The sequence below is a fragment of the Cryobacterium sp. TMB1-7 genome (genome assembly GCF_004402435.1).
In the GTDB taxonomy this organism is placed as follows: domain Bacteria; phylum Actinomycetota; class Actinomycetes; order Actinomycetales; family Microbacteriaceae; genus Cryobacterium; species Cryobacterium zongtaii.
On sequence record NZ_SOFZ01000034.1, the window covers coordinates 23,987 to 42,068 of the forward strand.

Sequence of the window (18,082 nt, forward strand, 5' to 3'; positions counted from 1 at the left end):
TCTCTTCGTCGAGATGGAACTCCGCCGGCTACGAGGCCGGTGGCGCAACCTTACCGCGCCCAGCCGGTGCGGTATCGCCGCGCAGGCCGAGCGCCGGCAGCAGCACCCCGTCGATGAGCGTGATGAGGAAGTCCCGGTCAACGGGCTTGCGTTCGATGAGGGTGCGGTAGGCGGCCATCGACGGGGTGACCAGGCAGAGGGTGTCGATGTCGCACTCGGGCGAGATCTCGCCGCGGTCGATGGCCCGCTGCATGAGAAATCGGTTGGCCGCCGCCCGCGGTTTGACGATGGCGTTGTTCGCCGCGTCGGCCATCTCGGGCGTCGCCGAGAGCATCGACATCAGCCCGGCCATGATCTGCATCTTCTTCTCGCCGTCTTCGATGGAGCGTGGCTTGATCATCGCCACGAAGTCTCCGCGCAGGGTTCCGGTGTCGGGCAGGCTGGCCTGATCCAGGTCGCCCTGCTTCATGCAGGCGACGGCGTCGATGACGAGTTCGTTTTTCGAGGGCCAGCGCCGGTACAGCGTGGCCTTGCCGGCCTTGGCCCTGGTGGCGACCATGTCGATGGTCATGCCGTCGAAGCCGGTCTCGGCGAGCACCTCGAGCGCCGCGGCCAAGATCTCCGGGTCACGGGTGTGGTCACGCTTGCGACCCAGTTTGGTCTCGGCCGCGGTAGTCTCGGCCGCCCCGGCGGGTTCGAGCTGCGTCATTGCGTCGACCTCCTTTTCGGTGACGGATCAATCCTGTATGCCTCCACATGTTACTGGGGCGTAAATTCAGGAACTGTTAAGATCCGGAACTCCACAGTATCGTATAGAGTCGCGTTTATGTCTCGAACCAATGTGCCCAGTTCCCGCCGGTGGTGGACCCTCAGCGTGGTCGCCCTCGCCCAGCTCATGGTCGTGCTCGACTCCACGGTCGTGAACATCGCCCTCCCCTCCGCCCAGGCCGACCTCGGCTTCTCCAACGGCGACCGCCAGTGGATCGTCACCGCGTACTCGCTCGCCTTCGCCAGCCTGCTGCTGCTGGGTGGCCGGCTCTCCGACTTGATCGGGCGCAAGCGCACCTTCATCATCGGCCTGATCGGCTTCGCGATCGCCTCCGCGCTCGGCGGCGCGGCCGGAACCTTCGGCTGGCTGGTCGCCGCCCGGGCCCTGCAGGGCGCATTCGGCGCACTGCTGGCCCCGACGGCCCTGGCCGTGCTCACCACGACCTTCACCATCCCCAAGGAGCGGGCGCGGGCCTTCGGCGTCTTCGGCGCGATCGCCGGTGCGGGCGGCGCCGTCGGACTGCTGCTCGGTGGCTTTCTCACCGAGTACTTCGACTGGCGCTGGAACCTCTACATCAACGTGGTCATCGCCATTGTCGGGGTCGTCGGCGCCGCGATCTTCGTCGACCACCTGCAGCGCACCGGACCGCGGCCCAAGCTCGACATCCCCGGCACGATCCTGGTCTCGGCCGCGCTGTTCGGCCTGGTCTTCGGCTTTTCCAACGCCGAGACGGATGGCTGGGACTCGCCGCTGACCTGGGGCATGCTCGCGGGCGCCGTGGTGCTGCTCGTCGCGTTTGTGCTCTGGCAGCGCAAGGCCGCGCATCCGCTGCTGCCGCTGCAGATCGTGCTCGACCGCAACCGCGGTGCCGCCTACCTCTCGGTGATGATCGCCGGTGCGGGCATGTTCGGCATCTTCCTGTTCGTCACGTATTACCTGCAGACGTCGCTCGGCTTCACACCAATGCAGACCGGTTTCTCGTTCCTGCCGATGATCGCGATGCTCGTGCTCGCTGCGCAGCTGTCGACGAACATCTTCGTGCCGCGGTTCGGCCCCAAGGTCATGGTGCCGTTCGGCATGGCGCTGGGTGCGACCGGCATGATCCTGCTCACCAATCTCAACCTCGACAGCACCTATGCGGCCAATGTGTTGCCGCCGCTGATGATTCTCGGCTTCGCGATGGGCTCGATCATGCCCGCCTCGATGCAGACCGCCACCCTCGGCGTCGACCGCCAGTTCGCCGGCGTCGCGTCGGCGATGGTGAACACCAGCCAGCAGGTCGGCGGCTCGATCGGCACGGCCCTGCTGAACACCCTGGCGGCCACCGCGGCGGCCGACTATGTGGCCTCGCACCTGCCCGCCACGGCCGAGGTGGCCGCACAGGCCGCGGTGACCAGCTACGCCGTCGCGTACTGGTGGGGCGCCGGTTTCTTCGCCGTCGGCGGCATCATCGCGGCGCTGCTCTTCCGCCGGATGGGCCACGGCCTGTCCCTGTCCAACGCGCACCTCGCCGCCGAGACCGAGCCGGTGGTCGCCCGCTAGGGTCGGTTGCTCTCGAGCAGGGGAACGGACGCCGGCTCGAGCGCGGCATCCGTCTTCTCGGAGCGCACGAAGCCGATACCGATCAGGATCAGCAGCCCGCCGACCAACTGCGGACCGGTGAGCTGTTCGCCCAGCAGGAGCCAGGCGTAGAAGGTGGCGGCCACCACCTCGAGTAGACCTACGAACGAGGCGAGCCTGGAGCCGAGCATTTCGCTCGCGGCGATGCTGGTGGAGTAGGCGATGGCCGTGGCCACCACGCCGATGATGATGAGCGGCAGCCACCACGGCACCGTTCCGCCGAACATCGCCACATCCGCGGTGGAGGTGGTGAAGGGCACCAGGCCGCTCAGCCCCACGGCACCCAGCAGCACGCCGCCGAGCAGCAGACCGAATCCGGCCAGCGCCACGGCCGGCAACCCCTCGCTGGGCTGCGCCGCCACGAGGTAGTAGATGGCGCAGCCCACCATGGCGGTCAGCGCCAGAGTGAGGCCGAGCACGTCCAGCCGCACCGACCCGGTCGGGTTCACCACGAGGATCAGGCCGGCCAGCGCCACGATCGAGCCGACGAGCACGACGCGCTTGGGCATCCGCCGGCTGCACGCCCAGGCCCAGACGACGAGCAGCAGCGGGGCCATGTATTCGATGAGCACCGCGGTGCCGACCGGGATACGTTCGATCGCAGCGAAATAGGCGAGCTGGGTGCCGGCCACGCCGATGACCGCCATCGCGAGCACCCGCCACCGGGCACGCCAGAGCGTCGCCCAGCGGCCGTGTAGCGCGATGACGGCCACCGGGGCGAGCACGATGCCGCCGATGAGCACCCGCAGGGTCACGGCCGCGGCGGGACTCCAGCCACTCTCGAGCAGCGGCTTGGCCAGGGCGCCGGAGAGGCCGAACGTGGCCGCGGCGATGAGGGCGATGACCAGGCCGAGCGAGGTGGACGGGCGAGTCATGGGGCTCCACACAGACAGACAGACGACGGAATTGAAGGGGTGTTGATCACGAAGATAGTGTGGTCGTGAGTAAGGAGTCAATTTGCATTTTGCCCCTGACACCGAGGCGAGTCTGGCGTTCACGGTCGACCTCGCCAATACCGTCGCCGGCGCCACCAAAAGCGGTCTCGACGAGCTCGTCACGCCCGTCCAATTGACGGCGCTCTTTGTGGCCCACCGGTTCTCCGGCCGCCTCGATGGGACCGAGGCCGAACTGGCCGAGGTGCGCGCCACCCGTGAGCTGTTGCGCCACATCTGGCTCCTCGGCCGCGACGACGCGGCCGTGGAGCTGAACGCCATGTTGCGAAGCGCCAGGGCCCTGCCCCGGTTGATGCGCCACGACGGACTCGACTGGCACCTGCACGCCACCGACCCGGCTGCCCCGCTGGCCGAACGCATCCGGGTGGAGGTGGCCCTGGCCTTGGTCGATGTGATCCGCACCGACGAGACCGGCCGGCTGCGCGCCTGCGCGGCTCAGGACTGCGCCGGCGTTCTGGTGGATCTCTCCCGCAACGGCTCGAAGCGGTTCTGCAGCATCCGCTGCGGCAACCGGATGAATACCATCGCGTTCCGGCAGCGGGCCGCGGGCTAGGTCAGGGGTGCGGCCGACGCAGGAACAGCTGGCGCAGGGCCCGGATGAGCAGGATGAACCCGACGAGGCCGATCGAGGCACCGAGGAAAGCGAACAGCCGCACGCCCGCCACGAGGTCAGGACCGGTGTCGGAGACCACCAGCACGATGCCCAGGCTGACGGCGGTGATGCCGATCAGTACTCCAATGGCTTCGGTGACGACCGAGCCGATCCACCACCTGTCATCGGGCTCGGCGAAGGCGCGGATGCGCAGGCTGAAGGTGCCCTTGGCCAGGGAAGAGCTGATGGTCTCCAGCCGACGCGGCAGCCGACGCGCCGTGGCCTGCAACACGGCGGCCTGCGCCTGGAGCGAACCGAGAAGGCTCTTGGGAGTGACGAGCCGCCGCAGAAAATGCGGCACCCTGGCCAGCGCCGTTTCCACCATGTCGAAGTCGGGGTCGAGGATGTCCAGGCAGCGTTCCAGGGTGATCAGGGACCGCAGTGCCTGGCCCAGCGAGGTCGGCACGGCCAGGTGGTGGTCGCGGATGGTGTCGAGCATCGCGGCGAAGATCGAGCCGTTGGCGCTGTGCCGGTTCAACGTCAGCACGCGGCCCAGGTCGCGTTGCAGCGAGAGGATGTCGGCATCCGGCGGCGCCTCCACCACCAGCAGCAGGGCATCCGTCGTGGCGATATCGTCGTCGTTCGTCGCCGCGAGCAGCAGCGTCACCAGGCCCTCCCGCATGCTGCGCTCCAGCACGCCCACGTTGCCGAAGTCGATCATGCCCAGCATGCCGTCGGCCCGCAGCATCAGATTGCCGGGGTGCAGGTCGGCGTGGAAGATGCCCGTCACGATCACCTGCTCGAGAACCGCATCCAGCAGGGCCGCGGCGAGCGCCCCACGATCCTCGGGGTCCATCCGGCTCAACCGCTCGCCCGCGGCGTTCAGCGGGAGACCGTCGATGAGGTCCATGGTCAGCAACCGGCGGGAGCTGGCCTCGGCGTACACGCGGGGCACCACGAGAACCTCGTTCTCCGCCGACGACGCCACCACGCTGCCGATCTGTTGGGTGCTGCTGAACTCGATGCGGTAGTCCAGCTCGTCTCGCAGCGACCGGCCGAAGCCCTCGGCCAGGGTCACCACGCCGAAGTCGCGCCCCCAGCTGGTCTGGTTCTCAATGCGCTGCGCGAGCCTGACGATGATGTCGATGTCCGCGGCGACCTGAGCCGCCGCGGCCGGTCGTTGCACCTTGAGCACCACTCGGGTGCCGTCCAGCAGGGTTCCGGCGTGTACCTGAGCGACGGATGCCGCCGCGAGCGGCAGTGCGTCGACCTGACTGAACACGGTCTCCAGCGGGCCGCCGATCTCGGCCTCGATCACCTGACGGATAGCCGGCCACGGCAGCGTCGCCGCGCCGGACTGCAGCGAGGCGAGCGCCCGGGTGTAGCTGGCCGGCAACAGATCGCGCCGGGTGGAGAGCAACTGGCCGAGTTTCACGAAGGTGACACCGGCCTCGTTGATGGCCGAGACGAGGGCATCCGGGGTGCGCCCGCCCTTCTTACCTTCGCGGGGAGCGCCGCCCGGCCTCTCGTTGAGGATCCAGCCGATGCCGTGTTTGGAGAGCAGCGTGAGGATCTGCAGGTAACGCTTGGTGCGCCGGCGCCGGTGCAGGGCCGCCCGGAATGCGTCGATCGGGTTGGCGGCCGTGGTGGGCCAGAGCGCCTCGGTGGCCACCAGCATGGCCATGCCGAGCGCGAAGACCCAGCCGAACGCGAGGGCCACGAAGAGCAGCACGACCACGATCGGCACCGTGGGCGTGCCGTCGGCGGCGATCACCTGGGCCTGAATCGAGACGAAGTAGGCGAACGGCCAGCACCCGACGAAGACCAGCAGGCCCACCAGGAAGGTGCGCAGCCAGCCCACCGTGGTGCCGAGCAGGGAGCGGGTGGCGAATCCGATGGCGACGGAAAAAACGAAGGCGACCAGGATGATGACGACCCACGTCCAAAACGATTCCAACAACCCGTGCCCCGCAATCTCTCGCCGTTGGGGCTCAGGCTACCGCGCTGTTGAAGTCAGTGCAGCAGGAGTGCATACCGCACCATGTCCCGGGGTGTTCCGCCCACAGACCGCCAGGCCGGCATCAGCTCGGCGCGCTCGAAACCGGCACGCTCGGCGGTGCGGGCGGAGCCCATGTTCCAGGGCTCCACGTAGAGTTCGAGCCGCGCCAGCGCCGGCAGGGTGCCGGCCCAGTCGACCAGCGCTCCGAGCGCCGCGGCCGCATGGCCCTGACGGCGGGCGGTGGGGCGGATCCAGTAGCCCACGCTGGCGGAGCCGGGGTCGACGCGCGGCCAGAGTCCGATCTGGCCGACGGCCCGGTCGGCCGGATCGGCGATGGCGAACGAGTAGCCCTCCCCGGTGCGGGACCGTTCGTGCTGCCGGTCGATGAAGGCCAGCGCGGCAGCGTGATCATTGGTGGCAGGCACGCTGGTGATCAGCGGAATCAGCTCGTCCCCCGATGCCTCTTGGATCAGCGGCGCATCCGTGGCCCTGAAGGCACGGAGGGTGACGCCGTCGCCGGGCACAACGGGCAGCCGCAGCGTCACGCGGCGCTCCGGGCCAGCAGGGTGAACGCCGCGGTGGCACGCGGGTTGTCGGCCGGGCACTCGCTGCGGAAGCGGCGGGTGGCCACCCCGGCCTCGTAGGATGCGAACTCGATGTCGAAACCCGACCCCAGCTGCACGGCCAACCGCATCGCCAGGCGGATGCCGGTGGCGGTGAACTCGGCGGCCAGCTCCGGGGTGCGCCAGCCGAAGTCCTCGGTCAGCGCGTCGTAGTAGTCGATCTCCCAGCGGATCAGATCGGTGACCAGGGCGGCATCGAGCTGCGTGGCAGCGTACGCGACGGGGTGCGGGCACCAGAGCACCGTGCCGGCGTAGTCGGGCAGGAGGCGCACGAGCACCGCCGACGATGACGTGGACTCACTGACGCAGTCGTCGATCGACCGGTCAGCCCTATTCTCACGTTGCATGATCGCGCTCCCCCCAGCGTGCTGCCGTCTCTCACATTCCCCGGTACCTACGATTTCAGGTGTCGATGATCTGCGCAATTCGCGGCGGGTGCGCTGCTAGATTGCAGCGGGGGTTGATGATGACGATCAAAACAGGCCGGGTCGCGGCTGCGCTGCTGACCGTGGCGATGTTGAGCGGATGCACGGCAGTCGGTGTGCGCGAGCCGACCGCCACTCCCACGCCCGGCGCCGCTGCCGATCGGCGCGGCCTGGCCCCCGGCATCGTCGTCGCGACGGGCACCTTCACAGGGTTCGTCGACGGTAGCGGCACCACCGCGCCCCGCCCCGAGGTGCAGGGCACGATCGAGGTGTCCACGCACAACGGTCGGTTGATGGTGAGCCTGCTCGACCTCGACGTCGGCCCGGTGGCGAACACCACCATCCTCGAGCTGAATGCCCTCGACGGCAACGCGACCAGCGGTGAATTCAGGGTCGCGACGAGCTACCTGGGCGACAGCGAGGTCACCACGGCCACGACGCAGACCTTCGACCTCGGCTACGACACCGAGATGGTGACCACGGACCCCAGCTGGATGCGCACGGCCGTGATCTGGGAACGGGTCGACGGCATCGGCACTCTCGGTCGTGCGCTGGCCACTGCCCCGCTCACCTGGACTCTGCCCGACCAAGACCCCGACCTGACCGTGACGGACGCCGGCGCTGGGGACCTGGCCAGGGGCGAGGTGCACTACGACAGCGCCGGCAACCCGTCGGCCTACGTCGTGGCACCCCTCGACGCGCTGGAGACCATCGCCATCCGGTTCGGCATCACCGAGCACGACATTCTCTGGCTGAACCCGATGCGAGGCTATGGAATGGCACGGGCCGGGGAGACCCTCAATCTGAGCCTGTATGAACGCGGCCGTTGAGCGCCGGCTAGCTAGCGTCCGCTGGTGCTGACCACCGGGGCTCCGCCGCAGGAGGAGGTCTGCGCCTCGGCGACTCGAGGGTCGTCCTCTGGCAGGGCGCCCGACACGGCGGTGTATCCATTGATGGCGGTGAGCCCGTCTGTCGACACCGTGATGCCCGTGGCCATCAGGGAATAGCTGTCGTCGCGGTTTTGGGTGACCTGGAGACCGTTCAACTCGACACCGCCTTCGACGTCGAGGCATCCCACCCCGGTGCCGTTGTCGTGGGTGTTCTGCATGTCGAAGGTGTACGGCCGGGCGTCCACACCGATGGGGGTCACGAACTCGCAGTCCACCAGCGCGTGCAGGGTGGCACTGCGGCTGTCGTCGAGCACCGTCACGACCACACCATTGTGCAGTGTCGCCGTCCAGCCGTTGTGCCCGCCGGGGCCGGCCAGGTCGTCGGCGAGGGTGACGGTGGCGCCGGAGGCCGTGCTGATGCCGAAGGTGAACGGTGAGGTCGTCTCGTCGTACCACTCGGTGTCGTTCTCGCCGTCGCCGTCGACGTCGGCGATCTCAGCGCTGACCGCCTCGGCCGGCATCGACTCGGCCGTGGCAGGACAGCCCGTGGGCATGGCGACGGCGGGGTCGACCGACGAATCTGGTGTCGCATCCGCGGAGTCGCCGGGCTCGGCCGGCGTCACGGCGCTGGTCTGGGCCGCGCCGGATGCCGCGCACCCGGAGAGAGCAAGGGCCAGGAACCCGGCGACGACGAAATACCGACCGGCGGTCCTGGTTTTCGAGTGAACGGTTGACATCAGGATGATGCTACCGACGTTGTCTGGGGGGCCTCCGTGTTTCGGGCCCGCTTTCGGAGGCGATTGCCAGCGTGGACTGCGGGCGGTGCCTGGAGAGCCCGACAACACCGTAGGCCGCGATCGCGCCGGCGATGACAAAGGCGATCAGGGCGTAGGGCGGGGCCTCGGACGCCTCACCGAGCACGACGATGCCGATGCCGACCGCCACCAAGGGATCCACCACCGTGAGACCGGCGATCACCAGGTTGGGCGGACCCGTGGAGTACGCGACCTGCACGAACACACCGCCCACGACCGCCGCCGTGAGAATGCCGCCGACACACAGCAGGGTGAGCAGCGACAGGTCGCCGGCCACCAGCTGGGTGATCGTGAGTTTGGCCAGGGTTGCGACGAAGGCGTAGAGCACCCCGGCACCGAGCACGTAGGCCACGGCGGTGAGGCGGGCGCGGAGCAGCGTGAAGATCAGGCCGCAGACGATCAGGACGACGCCGAGCAGGATCAGGATGATCGCCACCTGGGGCGGCTGGATGGGCCGATCGGTGGCGTACACGGCAGCGATGGAGACGAAGATCACGATGCCGCCCACGGACAGGGCCACCGAACGCAACACGGTTCCGTCAAGCCTGGTGTGCGCGAGCCGGGAGTCCACCACGGTGGACAGCACCAGGGCGGCCACCCCGAGCGGCTGCACAACGAGCAGCGGAGCCAGGCCGAGGCTGGTCAGCTGCAGCAAAATGGCGAAGCCCAGCAGCAGCGTGCCGAGCAGCCAGGACGGTCGTCGCAACAGGGCCAGCAGCTGGCCGATACTCATCTTCTGCTGGTCGCCGGGGCGCATCCTGGAAGTCTTGCCCACGCCTCGGTGCTGCAGCTGAGCGCCGAGGGCCAGGAACACCGTGCCGGCGAGCGCGACGGCGATGCCGAGGTTCTTGCGGGCGACCGGGTCGAGAAACGACACCATCGCATCGGTGGCTTCGGTGGGCATTACGGGCACGAGCACATCCAGACCTTATTTCAGTGCGGCTGCCGCCGTCGATTCGGGCGGGTCTCCGCCTGGTCGGCGGTAGGTGTTAGCGTGCCCCCATGAAGCAGAGAGAGCTCTTCCTCCAGGCGGATGCCGCGTTGCGCTCCGTCATCGACCGGATCACCCCTGACGAGCTGATGCGGCCCGCACCGGCCGACTGGGCGGTGACGTCAAACCCCACCGTACGCGACGTTGTGGCCGCGCACGCCCGCGACGAGGCCTGGGTGCCCGATGTGCTGCTCGGCAGAACAATCGAGGATGCCGGCGGCACCTACGACGGCGACCTGCTCGGCGACGACGCGATCGCCGCCTACGACCGGCTCAACGACACGGCCACCGCGGCCGTGCAGGAAGACCTCAACCCGGAGAAGGTCGTGCACCTGAGCTATGGCGACTTCACTCTTCGGGAGTATCTCGAGCACATCAGCATCTACCGGGCGTTCCAGGCCTGGTCCATCGCCCGCCACCTCGGCTGGGACTTCGCGTTGCCGGCCGCGTTGGTGGAGACCCTCGAGGAGGTCATCGGCCCGCAGATCGACGGTTTCCGAGAAATGGGGGTGTTCCCGCCCGCGGTGCCGGTGCCCGAAGATGCGGACCGGGAGACCCGGCTGCTGGGGGCGGTGGGCTACTGGGTGCCGAAGGACTGACCGGCCTCGGCGGCCGACCGGGACCGGCGCGCCCGGTCGGCCAGGGTGATTGCTACGACGAGCACACAGACTGTCGCGACCAGGACCACCACAACGGTGACTCCCGTGACCGAGGCGAGTAGCGGCACCAGCAGCACCAGCGCCGCCGCGGGCAGGATCACCAGGGGCTGGATCTGCGACCTGGACACCAGAACCGCGTGCACGGCCCACAGCAGCACCAGGAAGACGCCCGCCGGCAGGGCCACCGCATAGCCCAGCGCCACCGGTGACACCTCCAGGTGATGACCGGCCTCGGCCACCGCCACCTCGAGTCCGGCACCGAGGGCCGCGAGCGCGGCGAACACGCCGTAGTGGCCGTACCCCCACAGGAAGGAGCGGCTGCGTTTGACGGAGAGCCCCTCCCCCGCGGGCTCGAGGAAGTAGAGCCACCAGATCGCGAACAGTGTCACCAGTGCCGCAGCGGACACGAGAACCAGGTCGCCGCTCACGCCGCCCTCGCTCAGGGCGTCCTGGACGCCGTAGGTGGCCGCCAGCACGCTCTCGCCGAGCAGGATGATGGTGAACAAGCCGTATCGCTCACTGATGTGGTGCGGGTGCCAGAAGGTCATGCCGGTGCGTTCCGCCCAGAGCGGCACGGCCAGGTCGAGCGCCGCGAAGACGAGGAATGAGAGCACGCCGACCTCTTCAGGCAGGGCCAACCGGGCCAGCCAGCCCAGTTGCACGAGGCTGACCCCCGCCGCATATCGCCAGGCCGTCACCCGGCTCGCCGGATGCTCGAAGCCGGCGCGCAGCCACTGGGCCACCAGGCCGATGCGCATGATGAGGTAGCCCAGCGTGATCGCGCGAAAGTCCTGCTCGGTGAACGCTGCGGGCACCCCGGCGGCGAGTACGAGCACCCCACCCATCTGCAGCATGGTGAGCAGCCGGTATGGCACATCGTCGGTGTCGTAGGCCGACGCGAACCAGGTGAAGTTCATCCAGGCCCACCAAATGGCGAAGAACACCATCAGGAACGGGCCGACCTCTTCGAAGCCGTGGCCGCCCTCGATGCCGTGCGCGAGCTGCACCACAAGCTGAGCCACCGCAACGACGAAGGTGAGGTCGAAGAGCAGCTCGAGCGGGCTCGCCGCCCGGTGTGCCTCGCCGGTGTCGCGGGCGCTCATGCGCCGGTGGAGTCTGAAGCCGCCCGCATCCGTCATGCGCACAGCATATTGACTGGGCGTTACGAACGCACCAGCCGGGCGATGGCGTCGCCGGCTTCCTTGAGCTTGGCCTGGGCCTCATCGCCGCCGACGGCCACGGCGTCGACGACGCAGTGGCTGAGGTGGTCGTTGAGCAGGCCCAGAGCCACCGACTGCAGGGCGCTGGTCATGGCCGAGACCTGGGTGAGGATGTCGATGCAGTACTTGTCGTCGGTGACCATGCCCTGCAACCCGCGGGCCTGGCCCTCGATACGGCGCAGGCGCTTGAGGTAGTCGTCCTTGTTGGAGATGTAGCCGTGCGGGCCGTCGTGGGGGTGGTCTGCGGGGTGGTCTGCGGTCGTCATTGTGCGCTCCTGGCTGTCGGCTGACCTTATACCCCCTCACGGTATCACGATGGTGCGCTAGAGTACCCATAGGGGGTATCCCCATTCCGCAACATCCGTACGCAACATCCGTATCGTAAGAGAAGGTTCGCATCATGGCTCAGACAGAAACCGTCACCGACTACCTCGTCACCGGCATGACCTGCGGCCACTGCGTCGCCAGTGTCATCGAAGAGGTGTCCCTGGTGCCGGGGGTCAGCGCGGTGACCGTTGACCTCGCTGTCGGCGCCGCCAGCACCGTGCACGTCACGAGCGCAACCGCCCCCGCTCGGTCCGACATCCGCGCCGCCATCGACGAGGCCGGCTACGAACTGCAGACCACCACGGGCGCCGCCGCGTGAACGAGCCCGTCGACCTCGTGGTCGGCGGCATGACCTGCGCGTCCTGCGCCGCCCGCATCGAGAAGAAGCTCAACCGGCTGCCCGGCGTGGTGGCCACCGTGAACTACGCCACCGACAAGGCCACCGTGCGCCTGCCGCAGGGCACCAGCATCCACGACGCCATCGCCACGATCGTGGCCACCGGCTACTCGGCGCGGCTGCCCGCACCGCCCGTCGCCGCCCCGGCCGCCGAGCCGATCGAGCTGGATGCCGACACCCTCACCCTCCGCCGGCGGCTGCTGATCTCGACGATCCTGGCGATCCCGGTGGCGGTGCTCTCGATGGTGCCGGCCCTGCAGTTCACCAACTGGCAGTGGCTTGCGCTCACGCTTGCCGCCCCGGTGGCCGTCTGGGGCGCCTGGCCGTTCCACCGTGCCGCCGCACTGAACGCCCGGCACGGTGCCGCGAGCATGGACACCCTGATCAGCGTGGGTGTGCTCGCCGCGTTCGGCTGGTCGCTCTATGCCCTGTTCCTCGGCGATGCCGGAATGGCCGGCATGACCATGCAGATGGACCTGAGCATGACGGGGTCGGGGTCCGCCGAGATCTACCTCGAGGTCGCCGCCGCCGTGACCGTGTTCATCCTCGCCGGGCGCTACGTCGAGGCCCGCGCCAAGACCCGCTCCGGCGCGGCCCTGACGGCGCTGGTGAACCTGGGCGCCAAGGACGTCGCGGTGCTCCGCGGAACGCTGGAACAGCGCATCCCGATAGCCGAACTCGTCGTCGGCGACGTGTTCGTGGTGCGCCCCGGCGAGAAGGTCGCCACCGACGGCATCGTCGTCGACGGCGCCTCGGCCATCGACACCAGCCTGCTCACCGGCGAGACCGTGCCCGTGGAGGTGGGCCAGGGCGACACCGTGGTGGGTGCCACGGTCAACGCCGGCGGCCGTCTCACGGTGCGCGCCACCCGGGTCGGCGCCGACACCGAACTGGCCCGCATCGGCCGCCTGGTCGAGCAGGCCCAGACCGGCAAGGCGCCGGTGCAGCGGCTCGCGGACAGGGTGTCGGCGGTGTTCGTGCCCATCGTCTTCGTCATCGCGCTAGGCACCCTGGCCACCTGGCTGGTGCTCGGCGCCAGCGCCGAGCAGGCCTTCACGGCCGCCGTGGCCACCCTGATCATCGCCTGCCCGTGCGCGTTGGGCCTGGCCACTCCCACGGCGTTGCTGGTGGGCACCGGCCGGGGCGCCCAGCTGGGCATCCTCATCCGCGGGCCGCAGATCCTGGAGTCCACCCGCCAGGTGGACACCATTGTGCTTGACAAGACCGGCACCGTCACGACGGGGCGGATGGCACTGCTCGGCGTGCACGTCACGGCGGCGGTGTCCGCCGACGCCGGCGAGACCGAACTCCTGCGGTTCGCGGGCGCGGCCGAGGCCGGCTCCGAGCATCCGATCGGCGTTGCCGTCGTGACCGGAGCCGCAGCTCGGGTCGGCGTGCTGCCGGCGGCCACCGACTTCGCCTCGGCGCAGGGCTTCGGCGTGCAGGCCGTCGTCGACGGGCACCTGGTGCTCGTGGGGCGGCCACGCTGGCTCGCCGACGAGTGGCAGATCACCCTGCCGAACGACCTGCAAGCCACGCTCGACACCGTCGAGGGTGCCGGCCAGACGGCCGTGGTCGTGGCTTGGGATGGCGAGGCCCGGGGCATCCTGACCGTCGCCGACGAGGTCAAGCCCTCCAGCGCCGCGGCCGTCGCACAGCTGGTGGCCCTGGGCCTCAGCCCGGTGCTGCTCACCGGGGACAATCCCACCGTGGCGCGCTCCGTGGCCGACCAGGTGGGAATCGGCGAGGTCTTCGCGGGAGTGCTGCCCGCGGAGAAGGTGGAGCGGGTGCGTGCCCTGCAAGCCGCCGGCCACGTTGTGGCGATGGTCGGGGACGGGGTGAACGATGCCGCGGCTCTGGCCGCCGCCGACCTCGGCATCGCGATGGGCACCGGCACCGACGTGGCCATCGAGGCCAGCGACATCACCCTCGTGCGGGCCGACCTGCTCGCCGTGGTCGACGCCATCCGACTCTCACGGCGTACTCTGGGCACCATCAAGGCCAACCTGTTCTGGGCGTTCGCCTACAACGTGGCCGCGATCCCGCTCGCCGCTCTGGGCCTGCTCAACCCGCTGATCGCGGGCGCGGCGATGGCGCTGTCGTCGGTGTTCGTGGTCACCAACAGCCTGCGCCTGCGCGGGTTCCGAGCGTCGAGCTAGCGCGCTCCGCCGGCCGTGCCGTGCCGGGCGGCCGGCAGTCGCCAGGCCAGCACGGCCGTGACCAGGCCGACGATGCCGAACACGACCTGCAGCGGGTGGAACCCGATCAGCGAGAACTGCACGATCTCGAAGAGCACCAGGCCCACGCCGGCGGCCAGCGAGAGCAGGCGGGCGTGGGGCCCGCGGCGCCACTGCCAGACGGCCGTGACCGCGAAACCGAGGCCCACGAACAACGCGAGGGCGGCGCCGGGCAGCAGCCAGGTCTCGAACACGGTGCCCTCGAGGGCCGCGGAATCGGCCATCAGGAGCGAACCGTTAGGGGCCAGCATCCCCCGAGTATCGTCCGGCGGCCGGTTGAGCGCGAGGGGCGGCGAGCACGGTACGGCACGGCGGCACAGCACGCATCCGGCGACCCCTAGCCGCGGGGACGGCGGGTGCGCATGCTCAGCTGTACCGCCACCGCGGCGATCAGCATCAGCACCACGGCAATGATCGACGTGACACCCACCCCGCTGTCGAACGCGGCCTTGGCCGATTCGGTGAGCGCGTGAGCGTAGGCGGCGGGCAGCTCGCCGGCCACGCCGAGCGCACCACCGAGGGTCTCGCCGGCCTGGGCGGCCGCGCCCCGGCCGAGCCCGTCGGGCAGCACCACGCTGGCCCGGTAGGACGCCGCGAGGATCGCGCCGAGCACGGCCGTGCCGAGCACGGCACCCAGCTCGTAGGCGGTCTCGGAGACCCCGGCCGCGGCACCGGCCTTGTCCGGCGGCACCGAGCTGAGGATGGTGTCGTTGGAGATCGTCTCCGCCGCGCCGACGCCCACCGAAAGGATGCCGAAGGCCAGAACCACGACGGCGGCGGTGAGGTTCTCCCGCAGCAGCACGATCAGGCCGAAGCCCACCGCGGAGAGCAGGATGCCGCCCACGATCACCAGGCGCGGCGGCACCCGCCGCACCACGTAGGCCGAGGCCAGGCCGGCCACGACCGACAACACGGCCCCGGGCAACAGCAGCAGGCCAGCGGCGAGCGGGTCGAGGCCGAGCACCAGCTGCAGGTGCTGCGACACGAAGAACAGGAAGCCGACCAGGCTGAACACGGCGAGGAAGTTGGCCAGCACCGACCCGGCGAACGGGGCGTGCTGGAACAGGGTGAGGTCCAGCAGCGGGTTGTCGATCCGCAGCTGGCGGCGCAGGAACATCGCCCCGGCCAGCAGGCCCAACAGCAGCGCGCCGACACCGAGCACCCCGACACCGTCGTGAGTAAGGGTTTTGATCGCGAAGACCAGCGGGGCGAGGGTGAGCAGCGACAGGGCCACGCTGAACAGGTCGATGCGGAGCGGCGCCGGGTCCTTCGACTCGGGGATGAGCACCCCGGCGAGGGCGACGAGCGGCAGCAGGAACGGCACCGCGATGAGGAACACCGCACCCCAGTGGAAGTGCTGGAGCACCACACCGCCGACGATGGGGCCGAGGCTGGAGCCGGCCGCGAAGGCGCCGGCCCACACCGCGATCGCCAGGGTGCGCTGACGGGCATCCAGGAACAGGCTGCGCAGCAGCGACAGCGTGGAGGGCATGATCATGGCGCCGAAGAAGCCCATCACCGCGCGGGCCACGATGAGCATCTCGGCGGTGGGCGCGAACGCGGCCAGGGCCGAGACCACGCCGAACCCGGTCGCGCCGATCAGCAGCAGCTTGCGCCGGCCGACCCGGTCGCCGAGTGTGCCCATGGCCACCAGCAGCCCGGCGAGCACCAAGGGGTAGATGTCGACGATCCAGAGCAGAGTCGTGCTGCTCGGGCGCAGGTCCAGGCTGATCGCCGGCAGGGCGAAGCTGAGCACGGTGTTGTCCACCGAGATCAGCAGCACCGGCAGCATCAGCAGCACCAGGCCCGCCCATTCGCGGCGGCCGGCGCGGGGTACGGCGGTGGAGAGGTCGGAGGTGCGGATGTCGTCTGTGGTGCTCATGTCTACCTGGCTGAAGATTCGGGGTTCCGGGGAACGGCGAGTTTTACTGCACCATCGGGTACAGCAGATTTAGACTATACCATCAAGTACAGTAAAGTGGCGGTCATGGCCCAACACCGCGACAACGCCCGCGAGAGCATCCTCACCGCGTTCCAGGAACTGCTCATCGACACCAGCGGGTCCGGCGCGTCGCTGGACGCCGTCGCCCGTGCAGCCGGCGTCACCAAGGGCGGGCTGCTCTACCACTTCGGTTCCCGGGACGGCCTGGAGACGGCGCTCATCGACAGGCTCGAGAGGCTGGCCGACGCCGAATACGAACGGATGCGCGCCGCCCCGGCCGGCGCCGCCGCGTCCTACGTGGCGATGGCAGAGTACGTGAACAGCCCGCTGGACCGGGCGACCCTGGCCGGCGGATCCCTGGCCCGCCGCAACCCGCGCGCCCACGCCGTGATCGTGGACATGCGGCGGCGCTACTTCGACATCCTCAACGAGGATCTGCGCGACCCCGACCTGGCCCGGGCCACGATGCTTCTGGCCGACGGGCTCTACTACGACGCCACGACGATCGGCGAGCCCTTCGAACACGAGCTGGACATCCCCGCGTTCCTGGCCCGCCTCGCCCCGCGAACGGTGAGCTAAGCACCCGAACCGCCGGTTTTCGGGACCTGACTCACGGCTCGCGAGAGGGTCAGGCGGCCTCGGCGACCTCGGCGGCGGCGACCGCCCGGTAGAGGGACGCCAGCAGCAGGGGCAGCTGGCTGGCGGGCGCATCCGGTGCCTCGGGGTGCCACTGCACGCCGGTGATCGGGAGGGTGCGGTGCTCGACGGCCTCGACCAGACCGTCGGGGGCGGTCGCCACGGGAGTGAGGCCGGCGCCGAGCCGGCCGACGCTCTGGTGGTGGGCACTCTGCACCGAGATGCGGGTGTCGCCGAGCGCCGCGGCGAGGGTGCTGGTGGAGCGGAGGACGACGGCGTGGGTGGAGAGGATCTCGTCGATGGGCACGCCGATGTTGCGGTGGATGCCGTCGTCGATGTGCTGGACGAGGTCGCCACCGAGGGCGACGTTGATGATCTGCAGTCCGCGGCAGATGCCGAGCACCGGGGTGCCCCGGTCGGCGGCGCGCTGCACGAGCGCGATCTGGCCCTCGTCGGCGTCGATGAAGTGCGGCGTCTCGCCCGGGTAGCCGGCCCGTGCACCGTAGAAGCGCGGGTCGATGTCTTCGCCGCCGACGATCACGACGGCATCGGCCGAGTCGGTGAGGTCCAGCAGCGCGGGGGCGTCGAGGTCGGCGGCGGCCAGGCGTACGACGGTCCAGCCGCCGTCGGTGCCGGCGTCGACGACCGTGGCGTTGAGGGTCTGCACCTTGGCGTGGTACTCCGGGCGATCGGGCCGGCTGCGGGTGACCTCGATGACGGCGAGGGTGGGCCGTTCGGGCAGCGACGGCGCGGGCAGGGCGGTCATGGTGGCGAGCTGGGTGGTGGTCATGACTCGCCTCCGTGACGGGATCGGGTGGTGGGGTGCGGATGGTGCGGGTTCCAGTGTGCCTGAGCCGCGCCATCGGCATCCGGTTCGCGGTAACAGGGCGCAACAGTGCCGGGGGTTCTATGCTCGACACGTCACCGCATCCGAGGGAGATCATCAATGCAGCCCAGCCGTACGCGCAAACGACCGGCACTCCCCCG

19 protein-coding genes are annotated in these 18,082 nt (G+C 69.6%); 7 read left to right on the forward strand and 12 right to left on the reverse strand.

What is annotated here, in order from left to right; translation table 11 throughout:
* Nucleotides 1-28: 28 nt before the first annotated feature.
* On the reverse strand, nucleotides 29-709 hold the full coding sequence (locus E3O60_RS17915; protein ID WP_088455392.1) for a TetR/AcrR family transcriptional regulator: 681 nt from the start codon (nucleotides 707-709) through the stop codon (nucleotides 29-31).
* A gap of 117 nt (nucleotides 710-826) precedes the next feature.
* On the opposite strand from E3O60_RS17915, the gene E3O60_RS17920 reads away from it, so the two are divergent.
* A complete protein-coding gene (locus E3O60_RS17920; protein WP_134498868.1) occupies nucleotides 827-2,311 on the forward strand; it encodes an MFS transporter in 1,485 nt (494 codons plus the stop codon).
* Here E3O60_RS17920 and E3O60_RS17925 read toward each other — a convergent pair.
* Nucleotides 2,308-3,264 (reverse strand): DMT family transporter, encoded by a 957-nt coding sequence (locus E3O60_RS17925; RefSeq protein ID WP_134408292.1) that lies wholly within the window; start codon nucleotides 3,262-3,264, stop codon nucleotides 2,308-2,310. The two genes, E3O60_RS17920 and E3O60_RS17925, sit on opposite strands and share 4 nt — an antisense overlap.
* 82 nt (nucleotides 3,265-3,346) lie before the next feature.
* Here E3O60_RS17925 and E3O60_RS17930 point away from each other — a divergent pair, with 82 nt between their 5' ends.
* Nucleotides 3,347-3,895: a CGNR zinc finger domain-containing protein gene (locus E3O60_RS17930; RefSeq protein ID WP_134408293.1), complete on the forward strand. Its 549-nt coding sequence runs from the start codon at nucleotides 3,347-3,349 to the stop codon at nucleotides 3,893-3,895.
* Nucleotide 3,896: 1 nt separating this feature from the next.
* Here the strand turns inward: E3O60_RS17930 and E3O60_RS17935 are convergent, their stop codons facing one another.
* Genes E3O60_RS17935 through E3O60_RS17945 form a run of 3 tightly spaced genes read right to left on the reverse strand, consistent with a single transcriptional unit; the run spans nucleotide 3,897 to nucleotide 6,903 of the window.
* Nucleotides 3,897-5,894 (reverse strand): AarF/ABC1/UbiB kinase family protein, encoded by a 1,998-nt coding sequence (locus tag E3O60_RS17935; RefSeq protein ID WP_134498870.1) that lies wholly within the window; start codon nucleotides 5,892-5,894, stop codon nucleotides 3,897-3,899.
* A gap of 53 nt (nucleotides 5,895-5,947) precedes the next feature.
* Entirely contained in the window at nucleotides 5,948-6,478 is a 531-nt protein-coding gene (locus E3O60_RS17940) for a GNAT family N-acetyltransferase (protein ID WP_088455387.1), read from the reverse strand.
* Nucleotides 6,475-6,903 carry a hypothetical protein gene (locus tag E3O60_RS17945; RefSeq protein ID WP_134498872.1) on the reverse strand — a complete coding sequence of 143 codons (429 nt, stop codon included), beginning with the start codon at nucleotides 6,901-6,903 and terminating at the stop codon, nucleotides 6,475-6,477. Before E3O60_RS17945 ends, E3O60_RS17940 begins: the two co-directional genes overlap by 4 nt.
* Nucleotides 6,904-7,022: 119 nt before the next feature.
* Between E3O60_RS17945 and E3O60_RS17950 the strand changes: the two genes are divergently transcribed.
* Complete coding sequence (locus tag E3O60_RS17950; RefSeq protein WP_134408296.1) at nucleotides 7,023-7,811, forward strand: LysM domain-containing protein; 789 nt, start codon at nucleotides 7,023-7,025, stop codon at nucleotides 7,809-7,811.
* Between the two features lie 11 nt (nucleotides 7,812-7,822).
* Here the strand turns inward: E3O60_RS17950 and E3O60_RS17955 are convergent, their stop codons facing one another.
* Together E3O60_RS17955 and E3O60_RS17960 are read right to left on the reverse strand one after the other, a co-directional pair.
* Nucleotides 7,823-8,608 (reverse strand): hypothetical protein, encoded by a 786-nt coding sequence (locus E3O60_RS17955; RefSeq protein WP_088455385.1) that lies wholly within the window; start codon nucleotides 8,606-8,608, stop codon nucleotides 7,823-7,825.
* 10 nt (nucleotides 8,609-8,618) lie between these two features.
* Complete coding sequence (locus E3O60_RS17960) at nucleotides 8,619-9,605, reverse strand: DMT family transporter (RefSeq protein ID WP_240632387.1); 987 nt, start codon at nucleotides 9,603-9,605, stop codon at nucleotides 8,619-8,621.
* 83 nt (nucleotides 9,606-9,688) lie between these two features.
* Between E3O60_RS17960 and E3O60_RS17965 the strand changes: the two genes are divergently transcribed.
* Nucleotides 9,689-10,276, forward strand: coding sequence for a hypothetical protein (locus E3O60_RS17965; protein ID WP_134498874.1), 588 nt, complete (start codon nucleotides 9,689-9,691; stop codon nucleotides 10,274-10,276).
* On the opposite strand, the gene E3O60_RS17970 is transcribed toward E3O60_RS17965, so the two are convergent.
* Nucleotides 10,255-11,439 (reverse strand): low temperature requirement protein A, encoded by a 1,185-nt coding sequence (locus E3O60_RS17970; RefSeq protein WP_241993307.1) that lies wholly within the window; start codon nucleotides 11,437-11,439, stop codon nucleotides 10,255-10,257. The two genes, E3O60_RS17965 and E3O60_RS17970, sit on opposite strands and share 22 nt — an antisense overlap.
* A gap of 59 nt (nucleotides 11,440-11,498) precedes the next feature.
* Nucleotides 11,499-11,822 carry a metal-sensitive transcriptional regulator gene (locus E3O60_RS17975; protein ID WP_134498876.1) on the reverse strand — a complete coding sequence of 108 codons (324 nt, stop codon included), beginning with the start codon at nucleotides 11,820-11,822 and terminating at the stop codon, nucleotides 11,499-11,501.
* A 134-nt stretch (nucleotides 11,823-11,956) separates the two neighbouring features.
* Here E3O60_RS17975 and E3O60_RS17980 point away from each other — a divergent pair, with 134 nt between their 5' ends.
* Both E3O60_RS17980 and E3O60_RS17985 read left to right on the forward strand, forming a co-directional pair.
* A complete protein-coding gene (locus E3O60_RS17980) occupies nucleotides 11,957-12,202 on the forward strand; it encodes a heavy-metal-associated domain-containing protein (protein ID WP_088455380.1) in 246 nt (81 codons plus the stop codon).
* Between the two features lie 29 nt (nucleotides 12,203-12,231).
* Entirely contained in the window at nucleotides 12,232-14,439 is a 2,208-nt protein-coding gene (locus tag E3O60_RS17985) for a cation-translocating P-type ATPase (RefSeq protein ID WP_088457886.1), read from the forward strand.
* Here E3O60_RS17985 and E3O60_RS17990 read toward each other — a convergent pair.
* Nucleotides 14,436-14,768, reverse strand: a complete 333-nt coding sequence (locus tag E3O60_RS17990; RefSeq protein ID WP_134498878.1) for a hypothetical protein — start codon at nucleotides 14,766-14,768, stop codon at nucleotides 14,436-14,438. The genes E3O60_RS17985 and E3O60_RS17990 overlap by 4 nt on opposite strands.
* An 86-nt stretch (nucleotides 14,769-14,854) precedes the next feature.
* On the reverse strand, nucleotides 14,855-16,399 hold the full coding sequence (locus E3O60_RS17995; protein WP_134498880.1) for an MFS transporter: 1,545 nt from the start codon (nucleotides 16,397-16,399) through the stop codon (nucleotides 14,855-14,857).
* Between the two features lie 105 nt (nucleotides 16,400-16,504).
* Here E3O60_RS17995 and E3O60_RS18000 point away from each other — a divergent pair, with 105 nt between their 5' ends.
* On the forward strand, nucleotides 16,505-17,038 hold the full coding sequence (locus E3O60_RS18000) for a TetR/AcrR family transcriptional regulator (protein WP_134498882.1): 534 nt from the start codon (nucleotides 16,505-16,507) through the stop codon (nucleotides 17,036-17,038).
* 49 nt (nucleotides 17,039-17,087) lie between these two features.
* Here the strand turns inward: E3O60_RS18000 and E3O60_RS18005 are convergent, their stop codons facing one another.
* Nucleotides 17,088-17,885, reverse strand: coding sequence for a gamma-glutamyl-gamma-aminobutyrate hydrolase family protein (locus E3O60_RS18005; protein WP_241983625.1), 798 nt, complete (start codon nucleotides 17,883-17,885; stop codon nucleotides 17,088-17,090).
* Nucleotides 17,886-18,082: the final 197 nt, after the last annotated feature.

Bases quoted from the DNA above. Each gene is read 5' to 3' on its own strand.
- E3O60_RS17950 (WP_134408296.1), top strand. From the start codon at position 7,023: ATGACGATCAAAACAGGCCGGGTCGCGGCTGCGCTGCTGACCGTGGCG.
- E3O60_RS17975 (WP_134498876.1), bottom strand. From the start codon at position 11,822: ATGACGACCGCAGACCACCCCGCAGACCACCCCCACGACGGCCCGCAC.
- E3O60_RS17995 (WP_134498880.1), bottom strand. From the start codon at position 16,399: ATGAGCACCACAGACGACATCCGCACCTCCGACCTCTCCACCGCCGTA.
- E3O60_RS17980 (WP_088455380.1), top strand. From the start codon at position 11,957: ATGGCTCAGACAGAAACCGTCACCGACTACCTCGTCACCGGCATGACC.
- E3O60_RS17985 (WP_088457886.1), top strand. From the start codon at position 12,232: ATGACCTGCGCGTCCTGCGCCGCCCGCATCGAGAAGAAGCTCAACCGG.
- E3O60_RS17955 (WP_088455385.1), bottom strand. From the start codon at position 8,608: ATGTCAACCGTTCACTCGAAAACCAGGACCGCCGGTCGGTATTTCGTC.
- E3O60_RS17945 (WP_134498872.1), bottom strand. From the start codon at position 6,903: ATGCAACGTGAGAATAGGGCTGACCGGTCGATCGACGACTGCGTCAGT.
- E3O60_RS17965 (WP_134498874.1), top strand. From the start codon at position 9,689: ATGAAGCAGAGAGAGCTCTTCCTCCAGGCGGATGCCGCGTTGCGCTCC.
- E3O60_RS17925 (WP_134408292.1), bottom strand. From the start codon at position 3,264: ATGACTCGCCCGTCCACCTCGCTCGGCCTGGTCATCGCCCTCATCGCC.
- E3O60_RS18005 (WP_241983625.1), bottom strand. From the start codon at position 17,885: ATGACCACCACCCAGCTCGCCACCATGACCGCCCTGCCCGCGCCGTCG.
- E3O60_RS17990 (WP_134498878.1), bottom strand. From the start codon at position 14,768: ATGCTGGCCCCTAACGGTTCGCTCCTGATGGCCGATTCCGCGGCCCTC.
- E3O60_RS17970 (WP_241993307.1), bottom strand. From the start codon at position 11,439: ATGAGCGCCCGCGACACCGGCGAGGCACACCGGGCGGCGAGCCCGCTC.
- E3O60_RS18000 (WP_134498882.1), top strand. From the start codon at position 16,505: ATGGCCCAACACCGCGACAACGCCCGCGAGAGCATCCTCACCGCGTTC.
- E3O60_RS17920 (WP_134498868.1), top strand. From the start codon at position 827: ATGTCTCGAACCAATGTGCCCAGTTCCCGCCGGTGGTGGACCCTCAGC.
- E3O60_RS17915 (WP_088455392.1), bottom strand. From the start codon at position 709: ATGACGCAGCTCGAACCCGCCGGGGCGGCCGAGACTACCGCGGCCGAG.